This window comes from Nocardioides sp. Root240 (genome assembly GCF_001428825.1).
In the GTDB taxonomy this organism is placed as follows: Bacteria; Actinomycetota; Actinomycetes; order Propionibacteriales; family Nocardioidaceae; genus Nocardioides.
Genome location: NZ_LMIT01000009.1, coordinates 40,051 through 63,070 on the forward strand (window position 1 = coordinate 40,051; position 23,020 = coordinate 63,070).

At 72.5% G+C, this 23,020-nt stretch carries 19 protein-coding genes; 4 read left to right on the forward strand and 15 right to left on the reverse strand.

The annotated features are described in order from the left end of the window. Positions 1-56: 56 nt before the first annotated feature. The 7 genes from ASE20_RS24675 to ASE20_RS08285 all read right to left on the reverse strand — a co-directional run bounded on the left by ASE20_RS24675 (position 57) and on the right by ASE20_RS08285 (position 8,892). Positions 57-2,336 carry an Ig-like domain repeat protein gene (locus ASE20_RS24675; protein WP_056894097.1) on the reverse strand — a complete coding sequence of 760 codons (2,280 nt, stop codon included), beginning with the start codon at positions 2,334-2,336 and terminating at the stop codon, positions 57-59. Beyond that, entirely contained in the window at positions 2,333-3,613 is a 1,281-nt protein-coding gene (locus ASE20_RS08260) for a hypothetical protein (protein ID WP_056894098.1), read from the reverse strand. Before ASE20_RS08260 ends, ASE20_RS24675 begins: the two co-directional genes overlap by 4 nt. Continuing rightward, the gene (locus tag ASE20_RS08265; RefSeq protein WP_056894099.1) at positions 3,610-4,764 is read right to left on the reverse strand and encodes a hypothetical protein; all 1,155 of its coding nucleotides are present in this window, start codon (positions 4,762-4,764) and stop codon (positions 3,610-3,612) included. The genes ASE20_RS08260 and ASE20_RS08265 overlap by 4 nt, the downstream gene beginning before the upstream one ends. Continuing rightward, entirely contained in the window at positions 4,761-5,558 is a 798-nt protein-coding gene (locus tag ASE20_RS08270; RefSeq protein ID WP_056894100.1) for a heme ABC transporter ATP-binding protein, read from the reverse strand. Before ASE20_RS08270 ends, ASE20_RS08265 begins: the two co-directional genes overlap by 4 nt. After that, complete coding sequence (locus ASE20_RS08275; protein ID WP_082612260.1) at positions 5,555-6,649, reverse strand: FecCD family ABC transporter permease; 1,095 nt, start codon at positions 6,647-6,649, stop codon at positions 5,555-5,557. Before ASE20_RS08275 ends, ASE20_RS08270 begins: the two co-directional genes overlap by 4 nt. Continuing rightward, positions 6,646-7,782 (reverse strand): heme/hemin ABC transporter substrate-binding protein, encoded by a 1,137-nt coding sequence (locus tag ASE20_RS08280; RefSeq protein WP_056894101.1) that lies wholly within the window; start codon positions 7,780-7,782, stop codon positions 6,646-6,648. The genes ASE20_RS08275 and ASE20_RS08280 overlap by 4 nt, the downstream gene beginning before the upstream one ends. Positions 7,783-7,932: 150 nt before the next feature. Next, complete coding sequence (locus ASE20_RS08285) at positions 7,933-8,892, reverse strand: helix-turn-helix transcriptional regulator (RefSeq protein ID WP_200952747.1); 960 nt, start codon at positions 8,890-8,892, stop codon at positions 7,933-7,935. Positions 8,893-8,955: 63 nt separating this feature from the next. On the opposite strand from ASE20_RS08285, the gene ASE20_RS08290 reads away from it, so the two are divergent. Both ASE20_RS08290 and ASE20_RS08295 read left to right on the forward strand, forming a co-directional pair. Then, a complete protein-coding gene (locus tag ASE20_RS08290; RefSeq protein ID WP_056894102.1) occupies positions 8,956-9,972 on the forward strand; it encodes an ABC transporter ATP-binding protein in 1,017 nt (338 codons plus the stop codon). Continuing rightward, complete coding sequence (locus ASE20_RS08295; RefSeq protein ID WP_225869040.1) at positions 9,969-10,784, forward strand: ABC transporter permease; 816 nt, start codon at positions 9,969-9,971, stop codon at positions 10,782-10,784. Before ASE20_RS08290 ends, ASE20_RS08295 begins: the two co-directional genes overlap by 4 nt. 160 nt (positions 10,785-10,944) lie before the next feature. On the opposite strand, the gene ASE20_RS08300 is transcribed toward ASE20_RS08295, so the two are convergent. Genes ASE20_RS08300 through ASE20_RS08315 form a run of 4 tightly spaced genes read right to left on the reverse strand, consistent with a single transcriptional unit; the run spans position 10,945 to position 15,009 of the window. Then, positions 10,945-11,784 carry a purine-nucleoside phosphorylase gene (locus ASE20_RS08300; protein WP_056894103.1) on the reverse strand — a complete coding sequence of 280 codons (840 nt, stop codon included), beginning with the start codon at positions 11,782-11,784 and terminating at the stop codon, positions 10,945-10,947. 16 nt (positions 11,785-11,800) lie between these two features. Further along, on the reverse strand, positions 11,801-13,270 hold the full coding sequence (locus ASE20_RS08305; RefSeq protein ID WP_056894104.1) for a YncE family protein: 1,470 nt from the start codon (positions 13,268-13,270) through the stop codon (positions 11,801-11,803). A gap of 52 nt (positions 13,271-13,322) precedes the next feature. Then, complete coding sequence (locus tag ASE20_RS08310; RefSeq protein ID WP_056894105.1) at positions 13,323-13,775, reverse strand: gamma-glutamylcyclotransferase; 453 nt, start codon at positions 13,773-13,775, stop codon at positions 13,323-13,325. Between the two features lie 43 nt (positions 13,776-13,818). Then, positions 13,819-15,009, reverse strand: a complete 1,191-nt coding sequence (locus tag ASE20_RS08315) for a S8 family peptidase (RefSeq protein ID WP_056894106.1) — start codon at positions 15,007-15,009, stop codon at positions 13,819-13,821. Positions 15,010-15,127: 118 nt separating this feature from the next. Between ASE20_RS08315 and lpdA the strand changes: the two genes are divergently transcribed. Both lpdA and ASE20_RS08325 read left to right on the forward strand, forming a co-directional pair. Beyond that, the gene (lpdA, locus tag ASE20_RS08320) at positions 15,128-16,528 is read left to right on the forward strand and encodes a dihydrolipoyl dehydrogenase (protein WP_056894107.1); all 1,401 of its coding nucleotides are present in this window, start codon (positions 15,128-15,130) and stop codon (positions 16,526-16,528) included. A gap of 74 nt (positions 16,529-16,602) precedes the next feature. Further along, positions 16,603-17,370 carry a hypothetical protein gene (locus ASE20_RS08325; RefSeq protein ID WP_056894108.1) on the forward strand — a complete coding sequence of 256 codons (768 nt, stop codon included), beginning with the start codon at positions 16,603-16,605 and terminating at the stop codon, positions 17,368-17,370. An 18-nt stretch (positions 17,371-17,388) separates the two neighbouring features. Here ASE20_RS08325 and ASE20_RS08330 read toward each other — a convergent pair whose 3' ends face one another. The 4 genes from ASE20_RS08330 to ASE20_RS08345 are packed head-to-tail and all read right to left on the reverse strand — an operon-like array spanning position 17,389 to position 22,236. Next, a complete protein-coding gene (locus tag ASE20_RS08330) occupies positions 17,389-18,084 on the reverse strand; it encodes a hypothetical protein (RefSeq protein ID WP_056894392.1) in 696 nt (231 codons plus the stop codon). After that, a complete protein-coding gene (locus ASE20_RS25830) occupies positions 18,084-19,697 on the reverse strand; it encodes a serine/threonine-protein kinase (protein WP_200952748.1) in 1,614 nt (537 codons plus the stop codon). Before ASE20_RS25830 ends, ASE20_RS08330 begins: the two co-directional genes overlap by 1 nt. Next, positions 19,694-21,397 carry an FHA domain-containing protein gene (locus ASE20_RS08340; RefSeq protein ID WP_056894110.1) on the reverse strand — a complete coding sequence of 568 codons (1,704 nt, stop codon included), beginning with the start codon at positions 21,395-21,397 and terminating at the stop codon, positions 19,694-19,696. Before ASE20_RS08340 ends, ASE20_RS25830 begins: the two co-directional genes overlap by 4 nt. After that, the gene (locus tag ASE20_RS08345; protein WP_200952749.1) at positions 21,394-22,236 is read right to left on the reverse strand and encodes a PP2C family protein-serine/threonine phosphatase; all 843 of its coding nucleotides are present in this window, start codon (positions 22,234-22,236) and stop codon (positions 21,394-21,396) included. Before ASE20_RS08345 ends, ASE20_RS08340 begins: the two co-directional genes overlap by 4 nt. Positions 22,237-23,020: the final 784 nt, after the last annotated feature.

The window sequence follows — 23,020 nt, forward strand, 5'->3', positions numbered from 1 at the left end:
CGGCGCGCGCGACCGGTGCCCCGGAGGGCCGCCGGTCGCGCGCACCGTTCACGGGATCAGCGCCGGGTGGTCGTGAACCGCAGGGTCCACGTCCGGGCGGTGGCCTGGGTGTTGCCGGCGTACGCCGCGCTGACCGTGTAGCGGCCCTTGGCCAGCCTCGGCAGTGCCGCGGTGGCCGCACCGGCCGCGTTCAGCCGGACCCGGACCGTCCGGACGGCCTTGCCGCGGGCGTTCCTGACGGTCACCGTGACGAGACCGGTCGGCTTCACGCCGGGCGCCGTGACGACGACCCGGAGGCCGCCGGCGCGGGCGCCGGTGGGCTTGCGCGTCCAGGTGCCGCGCACCGTCGCCGCGACCTTGGCCACCGTGACCGAGACGGTCTTCGAAGAGCCGGCGACGTTGCCGTCACCGACGTACGTCGCGACCAGCGTGTAGGTGCCCGCCGTCCGCTTCGGCAGGGTCACCGTCGCGCGACCGTTCGCGTCCACCTGCGCCGAGGTCGTCGCGAGGATCGCGCCGGTCGAGGAGCGCAGCTGTGCCTGGACGTCGCCGGTCGGTACGACGCCGTCGACCGCACCGTCGACGGTGATCGTCGCGGCGCCGGTCGCCGACGCGGTCGGGACCTTGGTGACCTGCACGGCCGTGGTCGACGTCGCCTTGGCGATCGCGACCGGAGCGGTCGCGATCGCGGTCGTGATGTTGGCGTTGCCGTTCTCCGCGCCGTCGTACGACGCCGTGAGGGTGTAGTCGCCCGCGCCCTGCTTCGGCAGCACGACCTGGGCCGCACCGCCGGTCAGCGCGCCGTCGCCCGAGGCGACCTCGACGTCGGCGGCGTTGCTGAGGGCCCACGAGACCGAACCGGCGGCGGCCGTGCCGTCGGCGTCCGCGACGGTGAGCTTCGCTGCGCCGTCCGCAACCTGGGTCGGGGCGGTGTCGACGGTGACGGTCGCCGTGCCCTCGGCGGCGGCGAAGGTGACCGGCGTGTAGGTCTCGTACAGCGGCTGCGCGGCGCCACTGCCGGGGTAGGTGTAGATGCCGTAGTTGACGGCGGTCGCGACGGCGGCGGCCGCGGTGTCGGCGGCAGCCTTGTCGACGACGATCGTGGTGGTGAAGCTGCCGTCGGCGGCGAGCTCGATGGCACCGGCGTCGGGGCCGCCGATCGTGGCCATGTCGGCGGCGAGGACCGCCCACTTCTGAGCGCTCACCTTGCGCAGGCTGCTGGCGACGCCGGCGGACGGCTTCCACGCCTCGGGGAACTTGCCGAACACCACGTAGGTGCCGCCGGCCTTGCCCGACAGCGGGGGCCGGGTGCCGGTCGCGAGGGCCGGGTCGAAGCCGGTGCCGGTCACGGTCACCTGGTGGGCGCCGGACGGCAGCAGCACGGTGTCGGTGACCTCCACCGCCGGCGGTGCCGGCGGGGTGGCGTCGAAGGTGACCTGGAGCGGCGTCGCGGGCTTGCGGACGTCGGCCGAGCTGCCCGAGGAGTACCAGTACGAGCTGCCGCCCGTGAGCTGCTGGAAGTCCACGAAGTCCTGCGGGAAGGCGCCCCAGTTGACGCCGGTGCGGCTCTGCGCGGTGGCGCCGGCGGGGGCGTCGTACTCGACCTCGTGGTACGCCGGCGTCGTGGTCAGGCCGAGCTCGTCGACGTCGACACCGGTCAGCGTCGCGAGGGTGACCTCCTCGTCGGCGAGGTCGTTCCACTGCGTCGGGTCGGCCATCGAGGCGGCGTACCCGTCGACGGTCGCGGTCAGCGTGCCGGTGCCGTCGGCGGCGACCGTCAGCTCGGGGTCCGCGAGGTGGAAGAAGGTCATCCCCGAGTAGAAGAGGACCGTCGCGTCGCCGTCCCACTGGACGGAGGCGGTGTTGGCGTCCGCGTCGACCGTGCCGGTGCCGTGGCGGAAGACCAGCTGGGTCTCGGCGTTGATGCCGTTGCCGGTCGTGCCGTTGACGCCGGCGGAGTTCTGGCGGGTGCCGAGGAAGGTCGTCGGGGCGTAGCCGCCGCCGGCCTGGAGGTCCTCGACGGTGACATTGCCGGACTGGTTGGCCCAGCCGGCGCTCGCACCGTTGCTCCAGGTGGCGCCGTCGTCACCGGAGGTCAGCGTCTTGCCGCCGGCACCGGGGTTGCCGATCCTGCCGGCCGACATCAGGTTCCAGGTGCCGGGCGCGAAGGAGGCGCTGTTGACCTCGGTGTTGATGCCCCAGCGGAGGGTGGCGTCATCGACCTGCACGGCCGTGGCGTGGGCGGACGGCGCGGTCGCGACGGACAGCACGGAGAGTCCGGTGGCGGTGAGCGCGGCGGCGGCGAGGCCGGCGACGCTCCGACGTACGGGATTCATCGGGTTCCTTTCAGGCGGTTCATCAGGGGGTCGAACAGGGTGATTCCGACCGCCCCGAGCAGCAGGAGGAATCCGAGGGCCCACTCCCACGGCCGGCCCGACCGGTCGGACCGGTCCGGGTCGGCAGGGGAGGAGGCGAGGGCGTACGCCACCGGCGGCTGGTACGACGCCGGCTGCGCGGTCGCGGTGGACGCGACCGGGGCGGGGGCCTGGGCCGGCAGGGCCGGCCCCGGCGGCCGCACCACCGCGGGTGGTGCGGTGGAGGGCGTGCTCGCCGGCGGTTCCTCGCCGGCGGGGTTCGAGGGCGTCCCGGTCGGCGTCGTCGGCGTCTCCGTGGGCGGCTCCGGCTCGATCGCGGTCCTCGCGTCCCAGCTCACCGTGACCGGCTTGGTCACCTTGAACCGGTCGCCGCTGCCGCCGGAGGAGTACCAGTACGACGCCATGCCGACCTTCTCGAGGAAGGCCAGCAGCGACGCCGGCACGGCGCCCCAGGTGCTCCCGGTGCGGACCTGGGTGGTGCCGCCGGCGGGCGCGTCGTACCGGACACCGAGGTACGCGGTCTCCGCGGTGAAGCCCTTCTCGGCGGCGAGCTCGTCGGTCCCGACGCCGGTCAGGGCGGCGAGGGTGACCGGCGTCGCCGGCACTGCCTGCCACGTCGTCGTGTCCTCCATCGAGCTGGCGTAGCCCGAGCCGCTCGCGGTGATCCGGGCCGAGGTCGGCGTGACCTCGAGGACCGGGTCGGTGATCGTGAAGAAGGTCATCCCGGAGTAGTAGAAGACCGTGAACGAGCCCTCCCACCGGATCGTCGCGGTGCCGGCGGCGGGGTCGACCTCGCCCGTGCCGCCGCTGATGACGACCTGGTGGTTGCTGAACACCTCGACGGTCGGGCCCCCGAGGGACTGCCCGTCGGGGCCGGTCCTGGTGCCGGCGTACGTCGTCGGGACCGGTCCGGACGAGGTGATCTTCTCGATCCGGACCTCGCCAGCGCTCGCCTGCCAGGCGGTGGCGCCGGTGCTCGGCCACCTGCCCCGGTCGTCGAGCACCTGTCCGCCGCTGCCGGGGTCGGGCGCCCGGCCGGCCGAGGGGAAGTTGTAGGTGCCGGGGGCGAAGGCGTTGTTGTTGCTCTCGTCGTTGATGCCCCAGCGGAAGACCGCGTCGGCGACGGTGAAGGCGGTCGTGTCCCCGTCCTCGGCGACGGCGGGTGCCACCGGGACCAGTGGCGCGACGGTCAGGGTGAGGAGCGCGGCCAGCGCCGGGAGCAGCCAGCGCGCCCTCATGCGAGCGCTCCCGTCGATCCGGCGGCGCGTCGGCGGCGCCGTGCGAGGCGCAGGACGAGGCCGAGCAGGGTGAGCGCGAACAGTCCCGCCGCGACGAACAGGAAGACCCGCGACCCCGGTCGTTCGTCGTCCTCGGGTGCGGCCTCCGGGGCGGGGGACACGTCGACGGCCCGGACCGCGAAGCGCTCGCTTGCCGCACCGCCCGACGCGGCGCCGGTCAGGCGCAGCTCGTGGGTGCCGGCGGAGAGGGTCGCCGGCAGCGGCAGGATGCCCGCGACCTCCCCCGAGGGCCCGGCCACCATCGGACCGATGCCGGCGACGCCGTCGTCGAGGACCCCGACCACCTGCTCGCCGGGGGCGAACCCGGTGGCGGTGAAGGCGAGGGTGTTGCCGACCTTCGCAGTCAGCCGGTCGGTCGTCAGCCGCGGGGTGCCGGCGCGCGCCTTCCTGCCGGTGCCGATCGCACCCGTGGCGCCCGTCGTGGTCGTCCCGGTCGTCGTGCCGGTGCCGGTCGCCGCGCCGTTGCCCGCCGTGGTGGTGCCGTCGGTGGTGGTCGTGTCCTGTCCGGCGGGTGCGGCGTCGTACACGGTGGTGAAGGGGACCCGTGTGAAGGTCTCGTTGGCTGCGTTCTTCACGCCGTGGGCGCCGATCGTGATGACGCCGCAGGTCACCTTGCGGCAGTCGACCGAGACGACCCTGCCGTTGCGGTCGACGCTCTGGAAGGTCGGGCCGGGGATGTTGAGGGTGACGGTGAAGCCGCCCGATGCGGACAGCACGGCGTTGGCCTCGGTGGCGGTCGAGCTGCCCGGGAAGGCGATGAAGCGCAGGTAGCCCTGGCTGTCGGCGGCGTTCTCGGCGTCCGGGATGTAGCGGTAGTCCGAACCGGTGACGCCCCCGCGGGAGGGTTTCCACGACCCGCCGCGCGGGTCGTCGACCCAGCCGAACATCAGGTACACGCCGCCGAAGCCGCCCTTGACCGACTGGAAGCCGCGCCCGGTGATGGTCAGCTTCGTCCGGTACTCCAGGTCGGCCGCCGTCGTCCCCCGGTCGTTGGTGACCGAGATCCGCGCCGCGGCGGTGGCGGCGGGCGTCGGGGTCAGGACGGCGAGTCCTCCGGCCAGCAGGGCAACGGCGAGAAGGCGGCGGGTCATGCGGTTTCCTCCCGCGACAGGGGCGTGCGACGGTCGGGCAGGACGAGCAGCTCGCCGGTCGCGGGGTGGGTGAGGACGTCGATCGGGTGGTCGTAGACCAGGCTCAGCAGCGGGGCGGTGAACACCGCGGCCGGCGTTCCCTCGGCGGTCACCCGGCCGTGGTGCAGCAGCGCGACCCGGTCGGACCACGCGGCCGCGAGCGACAGGTCGTGGAGGACCACGACGACCGCGGCACCGCCGGCGGCCTCGGCCCGAGCCCTCGCGAGGACGGCCTCCTGGTGGCCGATGTCCAGGGCGGCGGTGGGCTCGTCGAGCAGCAGGATCCCGGTCCGCTGGGCGAGCACGCGGGCGAAGGAGGTGCGTCCCTTCTCGCCGCCGGACAGCAGGCTGAACGGCTGGTGGGCCAGGCGCCCGACGTCGGTCGTCGCCATCGCCTCGGCGACGACGCGGTCGTCCTCGTCCTCCTCGGGGAGTCCGCGCCACGGCGCACGGCCCATCCGCACCACGTCGGCGGCCGGGAACGGGAACGAGATCCGGTGCTCCTGGGTGAGCACGGCGCGGCGGCGCGCCATCGTGCGCAGCCTCCACTCGCGCAGCGGCCTGCCGTCGAGCTCGACGACGCCCTCGTCAGGCACGACGTCGCCGGCGAGCACCGCGAGCAGGGTCGACTTGCCGGCGCCGTTCGGGCCGACCAGGGCGAGCACCTCGCGGCGCCGTACGTCGAGGTCGACGGCGTCCAGCACCGGACGGTGGCCGTAGCTGAGGGTGACCCCGCGTGTCGTCAGGGCGTTCATGCCCAGCCTCCCGCCGTACGACGGGTGCGGCGCAGCAGCCAGAAGAAGAACGGGCCGCCGACGAGCGAGGTGAGCATGCCGAGCGGCAGGTCGGTGTAGGCGACGGCGGTCCGAGCGACGGTGTCGGCGCAGATCAGCACCAGCGCACCGGCCAGGGCCGAGGCGATCAGGAGCGTGCGGTGGCCGGGCCCGGTCACCATGCGGACCAGGTGGGGGACGACCAGGCCGACGAAGGCGACGATCCCGCAGAAGCTGACCGCGGCCGCGGTCAGCAGCGCCACGACGACGATCAGGATGATCCGCAGCGCCTCGACGTTGACGCCGAGGTGGCGCGCGGAGCGCTCGCCGAGGGCGAGCAGGTCGAGGCTGCGGGCGCAGGCCAGTGCCACGGCGATGCCGACGGCGGCGAGCGGGGCGACCACCAGGACGTACGACCACCGGCTGCCGTTGAGGCTGCCCAGCTGCCAGAACACGATCGACTCACGGGCCTGGGTGTCACCGAGGAACATCAGCAGCGCGAGCAGCGCGCTCGAGACGGCGTTCACCGCGATCCCGGTCAGCACGAGCGTCACCACCTCGGTGCGCCCGTCGGAGCGGGAAAGCGCATAGACGAGCAGCGTGGTGACCAGGCCGCCGAGGAAGGCGCACACCGGGATCGACCAGTCCCCGGCGAAGCGGAGGCCGAACACGATGGCCGCGCCGGCGGCGACGGCCGCGCCGGAGGAGATGCCGACGACGCTGGGCTCGGCGAGCGGGTTGCCGAAGACCCCCTGCATGGCCGCGCCCGCGACGGCGAGCGAGGCGCCGACCACGACGGCCATGGCGATCCGGGAGAAGCGGACGTTCCACAGGGTGTACTCGCCGCGCGGGTGCGTGGGCATCGGACCGACGTCGAGGCCGACGCGGTGCGCGATCGAGCCGAGGATCTCGTCGAGGGGGATCTGCAGCTGCCCCGATCCGCCGGCCACGAGGGTGGTCGCGACGAGGCCGAGGACCAGGCCGGCGTACAGGAGGGCGATCCGGCGACGGCGTCGCCCGTCCGTCACCGGTACGGCGGGCGCGACTGCCACCGCGGGCAGGACCGCCGTCACGAAGCGTCCTTCGCAGCCAGGCTGTCGGGCGCGTAGAGCGCGATCGCGAGCGCGTTGAGGACGTCGGCGGTGCGCGGTCCGTAGCTGAGCACCTGGGCGTCGTCCATCGTGATCACGCGCTGGTTCTCGCCGGCGGGCGTCTGGGCGAGCGCCGGGAACTGGTCGAGCAGCCCGTCGATGCCGCCGACCGACGCGAGGCCCTTGTCCATCATCAAGATCGCGTCGGGCTGGGCCTTGATCAGGCCCTCGTCGTTGACCGGCTTCATGCCGTTCCAGCCGATCTCGCTGCTGACGTCGTAGCCACCGGCCGCGGTGATCAGCGCGTCCGCGCCGGAGCCCCGGCCGAACATGTAGTAGACGTTCGCCTGGCCGCGCACGTACAGGAAGACCATGCGCAGCTTGGCGGTGACGTCGCTGGGCGCGACCCGGTCGATCTCGGCGCGGACGGCGGCTGCCTCGTCGACGATCCGCCTGCCCAGCACCTTGCCCTGCTCGGGCACGCCGAGCGCGTCGGCGACCTGCTGGGTCAGGGGCGCGAGGTTGTCGAGGTTGCGCTCGGCGTCGACCACCACGACCGGGATGCCGGCCTCGCGGACCTGCAGCACGACGTCCCACGGCCCGAGGGAGGTGTCGGTGATGAGCACGGTCGGGTCGAGCTCGAGGATCGCCTCGGCGTTGAGCTCGTGGCCGTTCTGGGTGACGAGCGGGCGGTCGTCGATCTCGGCGTACGCCGAGGACACGTCGCGGCCGACGACGTTGTCGCCGAGGCCGAGCTCGAAGACCGTCTGGGAGAGCGTGCCGTAGACGTCGAGCGCGAGGATCCGGCTGACGTCGGTGACCTCGACCCTCGTGCCCTGGACGTCGGTCACGCGCGCGGGGAGCTGCGGCGCCGGGTCCTCCTCGACGGGCCGGATGTCGGGTTCGGGGAGGTTGATGTCGACCTCGCCCTGCCACGATCGCGGGTCGGCCAGCGGTGTCACGTCGGCGATCGACGGCACCTCGGTGACCGGCCCGTCGTCGCCGTGCCCGTTGCCCGAGCCGTCGAGGACCGGGCCGCAGCCGGTGAGGGCGGTCGCGAGCAGGACCAGCGCGAGGGTGTCGGCGGCACGACGAGGGCGCGAACGAGGAACCACGAGGAGTGCTCTTTGCTGTCAGAGTGTCAGGAAGTGCGAAGCAAGGGCACCCTAACATGGCACTTAGGTTTACCTAATTCGCATCGTCCATTTGCGCTCTGACCTGCGGTGATGCGCCGCCGCTGCACGAAGGATGTTGCTGACAGTCCGTCAGGACTGTCGGGCGGCTGCCGTGAAGCGATCCCCGAGGCGGGCGAGCAGCGTCGACAGCTCATCCGGCGCCTCGACCGCGAAGTCGCAGTCGAGCCCGGCGAGCACGAGGACCGGCCAGTCGAGGCTGTCGGTGTCCATCGTCATCCGGCACTGCGCCTCGCCGAGCGCTTCGACGCTCGCCCAGCGACCGACCGTCGCCTCCGCGGTGGCCGCCGGGACGTCCATCGTGACCACCACCTGGTACTGCCGGGGCCGGGTGCGCAGGCCCTGGCTGACGTACGCCGCCGCGTCGCCGCCCGGGATCTCACGCGGCCCGAAGCGCTGTCCGGTCGTCGACGGCGGGCCCTGCACGCGGTCGACGCGGAACGAGCGCCAGTCCTGGCGCTCCCGGTCGTACGCCGCGAGGTACCAGCGCCGCCCGAGGTTGACCAGCCGGTGCGGCTCCACCCGTCGGACCGTCGCGCTGCCGTCGGCCGCGGTGTAGGCGAAGGAGACCACCTCGTCGTCGCGGCACGCCTGCGCGAGGGTCGTCAGCACGGCCGGGTCGAGCACCGGGCCGCCCGCCCACGGCATCCCCTCGGTCTGTGTCTGCAGCGCGCCCATCCGCCGGCGCAGGCGGGGCGGCATCAGCGCGATCACCTTCGTCAGCGCCTGCAGGGTGGTGTCCTCGAACCCGGGCACGCCGCCGTTCGCGGCCGCGCGCAGTCCGACCGCGACGGCGACCGCCTCGTCGTCCTCGAGCAGCAGCGGGGCCAGTGCCCCGCCTGCCCGCAGTTGGTAGCCGCCGGCCGCGCCGCGGACCGCGTCGACGTCGTAGCCGAGGTCGCGGAGGCGGTCGACGTCGCGTCGCAGGGTGCGCTCGCTGACCTCGAGCCGGTCCGCCAGCTCGCCGCCGGTCCAGAACCGGTGGGTCTGGAGGAGGGAGAGGAGGCGCAGCATCCGGGCGCTGGTGCTCATGGGGTCCAGATTAGTTCGCAATCAGGACAGAAACTGACCTAATGGCTCCCTAGCGTGGTGCTCATGGAGATCAACAGCAGCAAGAGCGGGCCGGTGATCCGCACCGTCGGACTCACCCGCCACTACACGCGCAACAAGCAGACGATCGAGGCCGTCCGCGGGCTCGACCTGGAGGTGGCGGCCGGCGAGCTGGTCGCCTTCCTCGGTCCCAACGGCGCCGGCAAGTCGACCACGCTGCGGATGCTCACGACGCTGATCGCGCCGACCGCGGGCACCGCGACGGTCGCCGGCCACGACGTGGTCCGCGATCGTGCGGCGGTTCGCCGCTCGATCGGGTACGTCGGCCAGGGCAACGCCGCCGGCCACCAGTTCCGGGGGCGCGACGAGCTGATGTGCCAGGCGCGGGCGCACGGGCTTTCCCGCCGCGACGCGCGGGCCCGGACCGACGAGCTGCTCGACGCCTTCGGCCTCACCGAGCACGCGGACCGACCGGTCGCCCAGCTGTCCGGCGGCCAGCGCCGTCGCCTCGACGTGGCGATCGGCCTGGTCCAGGAGCCGCCGATCCTCTTCCTCGACGAGCCCTCGACCGGCCTCGACCCGCAGAACCGGGTCAACCTCCAGGAGCAGGTACGCCGCCTCAACGCCGACCTCGGCACGACCATCGTGCTGACGACGCACTACCTCGAGGAGGCCGACGCGCTCGCGGGCCGCGTGGTCGTGATCGACCACGGCCAGGTCATCGCCGACGACTCCGCGGCCGCCCTGAAGTCCGCGCTCGGGGACCTGGTCGCGATGGAGTTCGCCACTGCGGCGGACGCCCGGAGCGCCGCCGAGCGGGCCGACCGGGTCGAGGGCGCCCAGGTCGTCGTCGACGGCTCGCGCGTCGAGCTGCGTGCTGCCTTCGGCCGCGACGCCGCCCCCGGGTTGGTCGCCGACCTGGCCGCCGCCGGTACGCCCGTCGGCCGGCTCGAGGTCGCCGGTCCGACCCTCGACGACGTCTTCCTCAACCTCACCGGCCGGAGCCTGCGTGAGGACCGCAACGCCACCACCGACGCCACCACCGAAGGAGCAGCAGCATGACCATCGAGATGACGAGCCCTGCCGTGGCGGCCCCGGTCCGCCGTCGTACCCCGGTCGAGGGGCGGGCCGTCGGCCTGGTCGCCGACACCTGGAACGTGCTGGTCCGCGAGCTCCAGCCGGTGCTCCGCCAGCCCGCCTCCGTCCTCTTCGCGATGGTGCAGCCGCTGGTGTTCCTCGGCCTGTTCGCGCCGCTGCTGCCGGAGAGCCCCGACGGCTCCGCCCTGCAGTGGTTCGTGCCCGGCATCGTGGCGATGACCGCGCTGATGAGCGCGTCCTTCACGGGCGCCAACCTGTCGGAGGAGATCATCAGCGGCTCCTTCGAGCGCCTGCTGGTCTCTCCCGTGCGGCGCTCGTCGCTGATGATCGGCAAGGCGCTGCGGGAGATGGTTCCGCTGGTCCTGCAGACCGCGCTGATCGTCGCGGTCGTGACGCCCTTCGCGTTCGACCTGCACCTGGCCGGCGTACTGACCGGCGTGGTGGTGCTGGTGCCCTTCAGCGTCGGCCTCGGGGCCCTGAGCCTGGCGCTCGCGATCGCTGCGAAGGAGCAGGCGTGGATCTTCTGGACCGTCCAGCAGACCGTGATCTTCCCGCTCCTGTTGCTCGCCGGCGTCCTGCTCCCGCTCGACGGCGCCCCCGGCTGGCTGCGGACCGCGTCCGACCTCAACCCGCTGAAGTACCTCGTCGACGCCGAGCGCACCCTCTTCGCCGGCTCCTTCCCGCTCGACACCGTCGCCGCCGGGTTCGGGGCGTCGCTGCTGGTCGGCGCGTTCGGGCTGTGGGTCGGGGTGCGGACGATGAACCGCGCCAGCTGAGCTGGGCCTCGGCCGGAGTGAGTTTCACCGGCCGGCCGGTGAAACTCACGCTTGGACGACGAAACTTCGTCGTCCAAGCGTGAGTTTCGTCGTCCAAGCACGGGAGAATCACCGGCCGGCCGGTGAAACTCCCGTCATCGAAAAGCCGTCTCCACAGGCCTCAGATCCGCGGGACGACCTCGCCCAGCAGCGCACCCATCCGGGTCGCCGCGGCGCGTCCGGCCTCCAGCACCTCCGCGTGGTTGAGCGGCTCGCCGCTCAGGCCGGCGGCGAGGTTGGTGACCAGGCTGATGCCGAGGATCTCCATCCCCGCCTCACGGGCGGCGATCGCCTCGAGCGTGGTGCTCATGCCGACCAGGTGGCCGCCGAGGATGCCGGCCATGCGGACCTCGGCCGGCGTCTCGTAGTGGGGGCCGGTGAACTGGACGTAGACGCCCTCGTCGAGGGTCGGCTCGACCGCGCGGCACAGGTCGCGCAGGCGGGAGGAGTAGAGGTCGGTCAGGTCGACGAAGTTGGCGCCGACGATGGGGGACTGGCCGGTCAGGTTGATGTGGTCGCTGATCAGCACGGGGGTGCCGGGCGTCCAGGTCTCCTTGAGGCCGCCGCACCCGTTGGTGAGCACGATCGCGCGGCAGCCGGCCGCGGCCGCCGTACGCACGCCGTGGACGACAGCCGACACGCCCTTGCCCTCGTAGTAGTGGGTGCGGCTGAGGAAGGCCAGCAGGTGCCGGTCGCCCGACCCGTCAGGGCCGTCGCCGCCGGGCAGCCGGATCGAGCGGACCTTGCCGGAGTGGCCGGCGACCGCGGACGCGCCGAAGCCGGGCAGGTCGGTCACCGAGATCTCGGTGGTGTTCTCGCCCGTCGGGTCGAGCGCCTCGGCGGCCGGCAGCCAGCCGGAGCCGAGGACCAGCGCCACGTCGTGCCGCGGCACGCCGGTCAGCTCGGCGAGGCGGGTGGCGGCCTCTTCGGCCAGGGCGTACGGCGAGGGGGAGTCAGTCACGCGGCGAGACTACTCGTCACCACGTGGCGACGAGCGTCTCCGGCACGTAGCCGTGCCGCACCCGTTGCGGGTGGTCGCCGACCGAGCGGTACGCGAGCTCCTTGCCGGTGTCGGTGTCGAGGACGGCGACGGCGTCGCTGCCGGACAGCGAGATCCAGCAGGTGTCGTCGAGGCCCTCGGTGGTCCAGTACGGCTTGAGGTAGCCGTGGCCGGTGGTGGCCTCGTCGAAGAGCGTGTAGTCGCCCGAGGCACGGTCGACCAGGGCGGCGTAGTCGTCCATGGTGCCGGCGACGCAGAGCGTGTCGCCGTCCTCGTTGATCGACAGCCCGTGGTGGGCGGAGTCGTTGACGTAGAGCTCGCGGAGCATCGTGGGCACCCGGTTCGGGAGCCGCACCAGGCGGGTCACCGCGCCGACGCGCGGCTCCGGGACGCCGCCGAGGGTGTAGTCGACCTTGTTGTTGAGGTCGGGCGCCTGGGTGTCGAACTCGACGAAGCCGTGGAGGAACGAGACCTGGAAGTAGACGTAGCGCTCGTCGGGCGAGACGGCCATCGGCCGGACCGCGCTGCTCATGCTCGGGTAGCCGGCCTCGGCGAGCTCGCGGCCGATGCCCCAGCGGCGCAGGATCGAGAAGTCGGAGTTCTTCACCACCTGGAACCAGCGGTCGCCCTTGAGGGCGTCGAGGACCGGCAGGTCGCCGGGGGTGTAGACCAGCCCGATCGAGGCGTGGAAGATCTGCTCGCCGTCGTGGGTGTAGTTGCTCTCGTGCGGCGTCTCGCCCGAGGGGAAGGTCCGGGTGCGGTCGCCCATCCTCACGACGGTGCCGTCGGTGAGCGTCTCGTCGACCATGGAGTACTCGATGACCTGCCGCGCGGTGGAGTCCGAGACGAGCAGGCGGCGCCCGTCCGGCGACAGCGCCATGTGGTCGCTGCGGTGGCCGTCCATCGACTGCTCGCGCACGATGGAGTCGGGTGCGCCGGCGGTGGCCTTGGTGATGTCGATCCACACCACGTCGGCGAAGCTGGGCCGCGACACGGCGAGGTAGCGCCCGTCCTGCGTGGTGAACATGTCGTCGACGAACTGGTCGTGGCCCTCGCCGGGGCCGTAGCGGATGAGCAGGAAGTAGGCCTGCGCGACCAGGTCCTTGCGGATGTCCGCGAGCTCCTGCGCCTTGTCCGGGACGAGGTCGACCCCGCGCTTGAGGACGGTGAAGTCGTGCGCGTCGACGATGCTGGCCGTTCCGGCCCAGTTGTTGCCGACCCACATCACGTCGCGCAGGCCGGGGGCGCGCCGGGGCAGGGTCGTCGGGGCCGCGGGTACGCCGCCCGCGAGCGTCGTACCGGCGGCGCCCGTGGTGGCCGTCGCGCCCGAGCGCGCAGCGGGCACCTGGGCCGGCGCCGCGTCGGGAACCAGCAGCGGGAGCGCCGCCGCGCCGAGCGTGGCGATCGCGAGGGACAGGCGCAGGGGAGCACGAGAGGACGTCCGCATTACCTGACAACGATTCACGTTTGCCGGGGTCACGCCCGGCAGGTGGCTCCCGTCACAGGCCGGTCGAACGGCAGTCGCGGCGCCGCAGGGCCTGGACGTAGTCGTCCGGCGCGTCGGCGGCCTCCGCGGCGTTCGCGATCACGCCCAGGTACGACGCCGAGGGCAGCCCGCCCTCGTAGGCGTCCAGCACGTAGGTCCACGCCACGACCTCGCCCGCGAGCGTGGAGATCCGGACCTTCGTGCGGCGGTAGAGGCCCGAGTCGGCCGACTCCCACTGGTCGAGGTTCGGCTCGTCGAGCGGGCTGACGTCGTAGACGGCCACGAAGACCTGCTCGAACGGGTCCTGCACGATCGTCGCGAGCGCACCGTCCCAGCCGTGCTCCTCGCCGCCGAACGTGAGCCGCCACCCGGTCAGCCAGCCCGTCGTCTGCAGGGGCGAGTGGGGGCACCGCTCGCCCATCCGGATCGGGTCGAGGTTGGTGCCGTAGGCGGCGTACGACGTCACGGGCTCAGGCTAGTGCCCCGCACGCCGCCCACGGGCGAGGCGCTCAGGCGCCCGTGTAGAGCAGGTGGTTCGCCGGGGTGGCGGGGGAGCAGATGATCAGCAGCACGCAGGACTTCGCCGTGCCGGTGACCTTGCCCTTCGTGGTCGCGGCGACGATCGCGTCACCGACGGCGGCTGGCGAGGCGGAGGGGTGGGTCTGCAGGTAGAGCGCCGCGGCGCCGGCGACGTGCGGGGACGCCATCGACGTACCGCTGATCGTGTTGGTGCCGCCGTTGAGCCAGGCCGAGGTGATGTCGACGCCCGGGGCGAACAGGTCGACGCACGTGCCGCGGTTGGAGAAGCTGGCCCGCGCGTCGTTGCGGTCGCTGGCCGCGACCGTCAGCGCCGCGGGCACCCGGGCCGGCGACTTGGTGCACGCGTCAGCGTTCTCGTTGCCGGCCGCGACGGCCATGGTGACGCCGTCGGCGATGACCCGCTGGACGGCCGCGTCGAGCGCGGTGGACGCACCGCCACCGAGGCTCATGTTGGCCGCGGCGGGCCGGCCTGCCTGGTGGTTCGCGACGACCCAGTCGAGGCCGGCGATCACGGCGGAGTTCGAGCCGGAGCCGCTGCAGTCCAGGACCCGTACGCCGATCAGGCGCGCGCCCTTGGCCAGCCCGTACCGCGTGCCGCCGATGGTGCCGGAGACGTGCGTGCCGTGGCCGTTGCAGTCGTCGGCGACGCCGTCGTTGTCGATCGTGTCCGTGCCGGACACCGCGCGGCCGCCGAGGTCGGGGTGCGTGGTCTGGATGCCGGTGTCCACGACGTACACGTCGACGCCGGCGCCCGTGGCGCCGTAGGTGTAGGCGTTGTCCAGGGGCAGGTTGCGCTGGTCGACGCGGTCCTGGCCCCAGCTGCCCGTCGGGGTCTGGGTGTCGTTGATGTGGACCGTGCGGTCGAGCTCGACCGACTGCACGCGCGCGTCGCCGCGGAGCACCGTGAGCAGCGAGTCGGTCAGCGTGGCGGCGAAGCCGGTGAGGGCGTGCGAGTAGACGTGGCTGACCGTCCCGCCCCGGCGTGCCACCAGCGACGTGGCCGCCGACCGGGCGTCGGTGCCGGGCTTGAGGGTGACGATGACGTCGAGCAGACCGGCTGCCCCTGCCTGCGCCGGGGCCGCCTGGGTCGGCGTGGGAACGGCCGCGAGACCGGCCAGCGCGAGCGCGCAGGCAGCGATGAATCCGAGAATCCGAGACATGTGGGAGCTACTCCTGGATCGTGGTCGGCGACCCCGGGTGCCGCCGTACCGATGAGTAGCCCGCACTCTGCCCGAGCGTGATGTGAGACACAAGCACACCCCCTACTAGGCTTGGGTCGTGACCCACTTCGATGTCCTCGTCCTCGGTGCCGGTCCCGGTGGATATGTCGCCGCGATCCGTGCCTCCCAGCTCGGCAAGTCCGTTGCCGTGATCGAGAAGAAGTACTGGGGCGGTGTGTGCCTGAACGTCGGGTGCATCCCGTCGAAGGCGCTGCTGAAGAACGCCGAGCTCGCGCACACGCTGACGCACGAGAAGGCCAAGTACGGCATCGAGGGCGACGCCACGATGGCCTACGGCCCCACGCACGCGCGCTCGCGCCAGGTGAGCGCCGGCATCGTCAAGGGCGTCCACTACCTGATGAAGAAGAACAAGGTCACCGAGGTCGACGGCTGGGGCACGCTGACCGGTCCGAAGACGGTCTCGGTCGCGCTCAACGACGGGTCGGTCCAGGAGTACACCTGCGACAACCTGATCATCGCGACCGGCGCGACGGTCCGCAGCGTGCCGGGTGTGGAGCCCAACGGCAAGAACATCGTCACCTACGAGGAGCAGATCCTCGACGAGAACGTCCCGTCCTCGATGGTCATCGGCGGGTCGGGTGCGATCGGTGTCGAGTTCGCCTACGTGATGAAGAACTTCGGCGTCGACGTCACGATCGTGGAGTTCCTGGACCGGATGGTCCCGACCGAGGACGCCGACGTGTCCAAGGAGCTCGCCAAGCACTACAAGAAGCTCGGCATCAAGGTGCTGACCTCGACCGCGGTCAAGGGCGTCGAGGACACCGGCTCCGGCGTGAAGGTCCGCATCGCGCCCGCCGGGGGTGGTGAGGAGCAGGTGCTGGAGGCCGACAAGTTCCTCGCGGCGTTCGGCTTCGCCCCGCGCGTCGAGGGCTACGGTCTCGAGGCGGCCGGGGTGAAGCTGACCGAGCGCGGCGCGGTCGAGATCGACGAGTTCTGCCGTACCAACGTCGAGGGCGTCTACGCCATCGGCGACTGCACCGGCAAGATGATGCTCGCCCACGTCGCCGAGGCGCAGGGCATCGTGGCCGCCGAGACCATGTCGGGTGCCGAGACGATGCCGGTCGAGTACGACTTCGTCCCGCGCGCGACGTACTGCCAGCCCCAGATCGGCTCGTTCGGCTACTCCGAGCAGCAGGCCAAGGACAAGGGCTACGACGTCAAGACCGCCACCTTCCCCTTCTCCGCCAACGGCAAGGCCCAGGGCCTCGGCGAGGGCGTCGGCTTCGTGAAGATCGTCGCGGACGCCGAGTACAACGAGATCCTCGGCGCCCACATGATCGGCCCCGACGTCACCGAGCTCCTGCCCGCGCTGACCCTCGCGCAGAAGTGGGACCTGACCGCCGACGAGGTGGGCCGCAACGTGTTCGCCCACCCGACGCTGTCCGAGGCCGTCAAGGAGGCGATCCACGGGATCGCCGGCCACATGATCAACCTCTGAACAGGACCTTCGACCTGTTCTCCTGAGTAGGCGGACTCACGCGCGCGTGGGTCCGCCTACGCAATTCTCGGGCCATGAAGGATCTCCGGCGCCTCGTCGTCACCCTCGTCATCGGCTCGTTCAGCATCGCCGCAGTGCTCGGCATCGGGGCTCTGCTGAGCGGCGGCTTCGACGACACCCAGGCCCGGGTGCTCGGGACGACCGTGGTCATCGGGGTGGAGTCGACCGTCGTGCTGTGCCTGCTGGCGCTGGTCGGCCATCGGTGGGTACCGCTGGCGCTGCTCGGCGGTGCCGCCTCGGTCGTGGCCACCGTCGCCGCGCTCGTGCTGGTGTGGGGAGACTCGGTGTGGGACTCCGACGGCTGGGAGGGCCTGCTCCGCACCTTCGCGGTGAGCGCCATCGTGGCCGGTACGGCGGCGCAGTTCTCCCTCCTCATCGCGCTCGTCCTGCGGCCGGGACGTGAGCAGCGGAGCCTGGAGGGCCTGCTCCTGGCCAGCGGCATCACTGGAGCGCTGGTCGCACTGCTGGCCATCGGCCCGATCCTTGCCGAGGCGGACCCGGGCGGCGGCTACTGGCGCCTGTTCGGCGTCCTCGCCATCCTCGACGTGCTGGGCAGCGTCGTCCTCATCGCCCTCGGCGGCTTCGGCCGCGCTCGCCAAGGGGGCGGCCGCACCACCGTCGCGACCTCCGCACCCCGGCCGCGCACGACGCTGCCGGCGCCCCTCGACATCCGGCTCAGCGACGAGCAGCAGCGCCGCGTCTCCAGCTTCGCGCTCGCCCACGGCACCACCCCCAACCGCGTGCTCGAGGCGGCCCTGGACGCCTTCCTCCCGCGGAGCTGACGGCCGCCCGGGAACCGGTCAGGAGGAGCTCGGCAGGCCGTCGAGCATGCTGAGGTCCTCGGCGGTGATGATCCGTGCGGCCAGCACGTACTCGACCAGCCGGATCCGGCGGTTGCTGGCCGTGCGGTCCGCGCTGCCGTGGAGGCCGCGGACACCGAGCTTCGTGAACTTCTCGCAGACGTTGTCGATCTTGCGGTTGAAGCGGGTCATCGTCCAGCCGAGTCGCTCGGCCGCTGCCCGGGACGGCGGGATGGCGCCCGCGCCGCGCTGGTCGCGACGCAGGATGTCCTCGGCCAGGGCGACGAGCAGCAGTGTCTGGTCAGGGGTCAGGCTGACCCGTCCGAGCGTCGTCTGTCCGTCGATCTCGCGGACGTCGGCGACCTGCACGAACTTCGGCTCGTGGTTGAACACGTCGAACTCGTAGGTCGTCGGTCCCGCCGTGAACCAGATGACGGTCTGGGGGAAGACGAGCGGGACGCGTGCTCCGGGGGCGAGCCACGACTGCACCAGGCCGTGCTGGTCGGCGATCGTGGCGGTGATGGCCGTCCCGACGTTCGCGATCCAGAGCAGGTCGTCGGCGAGCGAGAACTCGAGGAAGCGCCGGTGGAGATAGGGGTTGTCGTCGATGACGATGTCGCCCTCTCGGCCCATCACGACCAGCGCGCCCTCGTTGAGGCGGTAGCGCTCGCCGCAGAAGTCGATGGTGGCGGTCATCAGGGAGTCCAGCACTTCTCGAAGGGGCCGGCGGACGATCCGTCCCGGGACAGCTGGAGGTGGACGCAGATCTTCGTCGGGCCGAACGCCACAGGTAGCTCGAGGCGCGCAGTCTTCGCGTCCTGGGGTGCGTAGCCGCCGACGCCGTCCGCCTGCGCGGTCCACCGGAAGTCGACGTCGGAGTCCGCTCCTCGCGCCACGAAGGTGACCTTCTGGCCCAGCCCGCTGCCCACTGTGCGAACGGTGATCGTGGGCGTGGCGATCGGGTCGGAAAGTCCGCCGCCGATCACGTCGTCCGGATCGCTCGGGCCGGCGGCGGACGGTGTCGGCTCGGACGGGTCCTCGTCGCCCGACGAAGCGAGCAGGGCGGCCAGGATTCCCCCTGCCAGGACCACGACCGCGACGGCAGCGAGGACCAGGCCACGACGGGGACCCGGCGTGCGTGCCGGGGTCGGGCCGGCCGGCGCTGTCGGGGTGACGACGGCCGGCCGCATCTCGGTGGCCTGAGCCGGCGACGGTGCGGTCGACGGGACCACGTCAGGCACGCGGCGCTCGGTGAGCTCACTGGCAGGGGCCGCGGCAGGGGGCGGCGGCGGGACGGCCGGAGCCGGGGCGCTCGGGCGGACCATCACCGGTCGCTTCATCATGGTGATGCCGTCGTCGTCGCTCACGACCTGCGCTGGGACGGGACCAGCAGGCGTGGCGGGCGGCGCGTAGGACGCCTCCGGTGGTGCGGGAGGCAATTCCTCCGTCTCCAGCACGACGATCTCGGTGCGCGCGAGCCGCAGCTCCTGCTCGACGCGCTGGAGGTGTCGAGCGAACTCCAGTGCCGAGCGGGGGCGGTGCGCCGGGTCCTTCGCCATCGCCTGCTGGAGCAGCCGGTCGAGGCTGGTCGGTGCGTCCGCGCGACCGACAGCGGGCGGACGGCCGTGCAGGATCCGGCTGAACAGGGCGCGTTCGCCGTTGTCGCCGGGGGAGGAGAAGGGCGATCGGCCGACGAGCAGGTGCCAGATCGTCGCGGCGAGCGAGTACACGTCGGACGCGGCCGAGCCGTTCGACTTCCCGGTCAGGACCTCCGGCGGCGACCACGGCATCGAGACGCCGAGTGAGTCGTCGTCCTCCGCGCGGTCACCGCGCCCGGCGATGCCGAAGTCGCTCAGGGCCGGTACGCCGTAGGAGCTGACGAGGACGTTGGCCGGCTTGATGTCGCGGTGGATGATGCCCGAGCGGTGTGCGGTCTCGACCGCGCTGGCCAGCTGGATGCCGGTGCGCAGTGCGTCCGGCACCGACATCTGCTCCTTCGCGACGCGGGCACCGAGGTCCGGCGGAGGGAAGTAGCGCATCGCGAGGTACGGACGGCCGTCGGGTGCCGTACCCGCGCCGAGGACCGGGACGATGAACGGGTGCTCGGCGAGCTCCGCCATGACGTCGGCCTCGGCCGCGAACTGACGGCGCTGGTTGTCGTCGAGCACGTCGGACTTGAGCAGCTTGACCGCGACCTTGAGCCGGGGGTGGTCCTGCTCGTAGAGGAAGACGTCGGAGAAACCGCCGGATCCGAGCTTCTCGATGCACCGCATTCCCGGCAGGTCGGGACCTTCACGGAGCGCGGTCACTCGGTCACCTCGAAGGTGTAGCGCACGTCGCCCGCCAGGGTGAGCACGGTGCCCGCCTCGATCAGGTAGTCCTCGCCGGACCGGAGCTTCTCGACCTCACCGCCAGGGAGCTGGATCTCGGTGCCGTTCGACGAGCCGAGGTCGCGCACGAGGACCTGCCAGCCGTCGAGGGCGACGTGCAGGTGGTTGCGGCTGATGCCGGGGTCGGCGATCTTGACCAGGTTCGGCTGACTGGCCGCCCGGCTTGCGGATGCCTGCGGCGAGCGTCCGAAGACCACGTCGCGGTCGAGCTGCACGGTCTCGCCGGCCTCGCTGCGGAGAAGGCCGAGCGTGGGCCGGGGCACCTCGGTCGGATGCGCGGCCTCCACCGTGGCCCCGCAGACGCGGCAGCGGTCCTGCTCGGGAGGGGTCGGGTGACCGGCCGGGCAGCGCACGGCCAGCACCGACGGGCCGACGACGCCGTGGTCTCCCATGGCGGCCAGCAGCTCGGCGCGGCTCATCGTCAGGGCGGCGGACTCGTCATCGGCCGCGGCCGGCGCTGCCGGCGGCGCGGGAGGCGGTGTGGAGGGTGGTGGAGGCGGGGGCACCGACGCCGACGGGGGCGCGCTGACGGGCAACGACGCCGTCGGGGGCGGTCCCACCGGCGGCGGGGCGCTCGGGGGTGGACTGGACGGGGGCGGTCCCACCGGCGGCGGGGGGACCGGTGGCGCGGACGGTACGTCGACGGACCCACCGGTGAGCCAGGGGAGGCCGTCGATCAAGCCGCTCGTCGAGCTCGCCGGGGGTGCGGGCGGCGCCCCGGCGGACGGCGGAGATGCCGGCGGGGGTGGTAGGCGCTGGTCCAGCTCGGGAAGGTCACCTGTCCAGATCGCGGTGGTACCGCTGGGCGGGGCGACCGTGGCCACCGACGGCTCCCGCACGTCGTCCGTCGTACCCGGCGCCTCGAGGAGCGCCGCGAGGGTCGCGGAGCCCGGATCGGCAGGATCGTCCTCCGACTCGTCCTCCTCGGCGTCGCGGGCGAGGCGGGCGAGGAAGGCATCCCTGTCCTGGGTTCCCGCGAACAGGTCGGAGTAGTCGGGGGCGCCGGAAGGTTCGGGCTCGGGCACGTCGGCGGGGGCCTCGTCCGGCACCTCGACGGGCGCGGGATCCGGCTCCTCGAGGAGCTCGGGATCCTCCGCGACGTCGGGCACCCCGGGGGTGTCGACGACGTCCGGGACCTCGGGCGCGGGGGGCGCGGTCACGACGCCGTCCGAGGTCTCGATGGCGAACAGATCGATCCGCGACGCCTGGGCGATGCCCAGCCCGACCGGCACTCCCGTGGTGGTCTCGTCACTGCTCGCCGCCTGGTGGCGGAGCTGGATGTGGTCCACCGGAACCGGCAGCTCGATGTCGGTCCAGCTCCCGCCGCCCGCCTCGACGACCCGTTCCTCGTTGCCGACGCGCACGGTCACGACGGCGTCGCGGCGCACGACGACGCGCAGCGCCTCGGGTCCGTGCACCACCAGGGCGAAGCCCGGCAACGTGGCGAGGCCCTGGCCCAGGAGGGTGTCGAGGACGTCGTCGACGCCGGCGCCCGCGCGCAGCCGCCCCCACGCGGCAGCGACGCGCTCGTCGGTGACGGCCAGGTCCGCCAGGAGCCAGCCGTTCGGGGTGGTGGCACCTGCCCAGGAGCCGGGTCGGTAGCTGCCCTCGTAGGTCATCGTCGTCCTTCCTCGATGGCGGGACGGGGAGCGGTCGCTGCGCTCGGCTCGTCGTCGTCCTTGGGCACACCGTGGACCACGACCGCGGTGATGTTGTCGCGCCCACCGGCGTCGACCGCGCTCGCCACCAGCTCGGCGGCAGCGTCGCCCGGACCCCGCGCCCCCGTGACGATCGTCGCGATCGTCGTGTCGTCGAGCTCGTTGGTCAGGCCGTCGGAGCAGGCGACGAAGGTGTCTCCGCTCGGCGAGGCCGGGAAGATCCACAGGTCCGCACGCGGTGCCGGCGTCGTCCCCAGGGAGCGCGTGATCACGTTGCGGAGCGGGTGCACGGCCGCCTCCGCGGCGGTGATCCGTCCCAGTGCCATCAGCTCGGCGACCTCGGAGTGGTCGACCGTGAGCTGCAGCGCCTGGCCGTCGGCGATCCGGTAGACCCGCGAGTCGCCGATGTTGAACACGATCCAGTGCGGACTGCCGCCGTACTGGATGAGGGCGACGCCGGCCAAGGTGGTGCCCATGCCGGACTTCTCGGGCGCCAGGGCGACCTCGGCGAGGATCGCCTCGTTGGCGCGATCGAGAGCGGTCTGGATGTCCTCGGCGCGCAGTCCCTCACCCTCCACGACCGACTCCAGCGCCTCGATGGCCCGCGCGCTGGCCACGTCACCGGCAGCGTGGCCCCCCATGCCGTCGGCGACGGCCGCAACGTGCTCGCGAGCGAGGTACGCGTCCTCGTTGTGCGGCCGGACCCGCCCCACGTCCGTGGCGGCGCCGAGCTCGATCGTGACGTCCAGTGGTGCTCCTCGTCCGTGCCCCGAGCGCGGAGATGATCGTGGTCGGGCCACATAGTGGCACTGCGGAGACCGACCGTGCAGTCGATCTCGCGTGTTCGTCGGTCAGGCGATCGGCGGTTCCTGCCGGGCTGCTCGGCAAGCCGAGCAAGCCTTGTCCTCCCTTTGGAGGACGGGGCGCGCCCGCCATGGGGACAACTCCCCATTTCGCGCAAACACGAAGGTAAAGACCACTAGCGTCAGCCTCGCTTGCTCTCGGGATCGATCGGCACAGGTGGCTCCTGCCTGCTGCCATTTTCCTGGGGGTAGATCCGTGAGAGCTCCATCGTTGCGCGCCTCGACGGCGTGGATCCGGCAGCACCGGACCACCGTGGCTTCGTGGGTCGCGCTCGGCGCTGTCGGTGGCGGACTGCTCGTGTACGCCATCGGATCCGAGGGTCAGACCACCCACCACGCCGACCTCAACGACGGCGGTGTGTGGGTCACCAACCAGTCCCTGGACATGATCGCCCGGCAGAACAAGCCCATCCAGCAGCTCGACGCGATGGTGCCGGGTGGCCCGCAGGGCGTGGGTGACGACGCGGACGTCCTCCAGGACGGCATCGCGGTCGTCAGCGTCGTCGGGACCCAGTTGACGCCGGTCGACGCGGCCGGGGGCAAGGCCGTCGTCAACGGCACGGTCGAGGCCGCAGGACTCCCGTCCCTTGCCGGACGCACGCTCGCCACGGTGGACCCGGCTGACGGGCGGGTCCGGGCGACCCGCATCGCGAAGGACGAGGGAGTCTCCGGCCTGGACGCCCTCACCAAGGACGCCAAGCCGCTCTTCGCGGTCGGATCG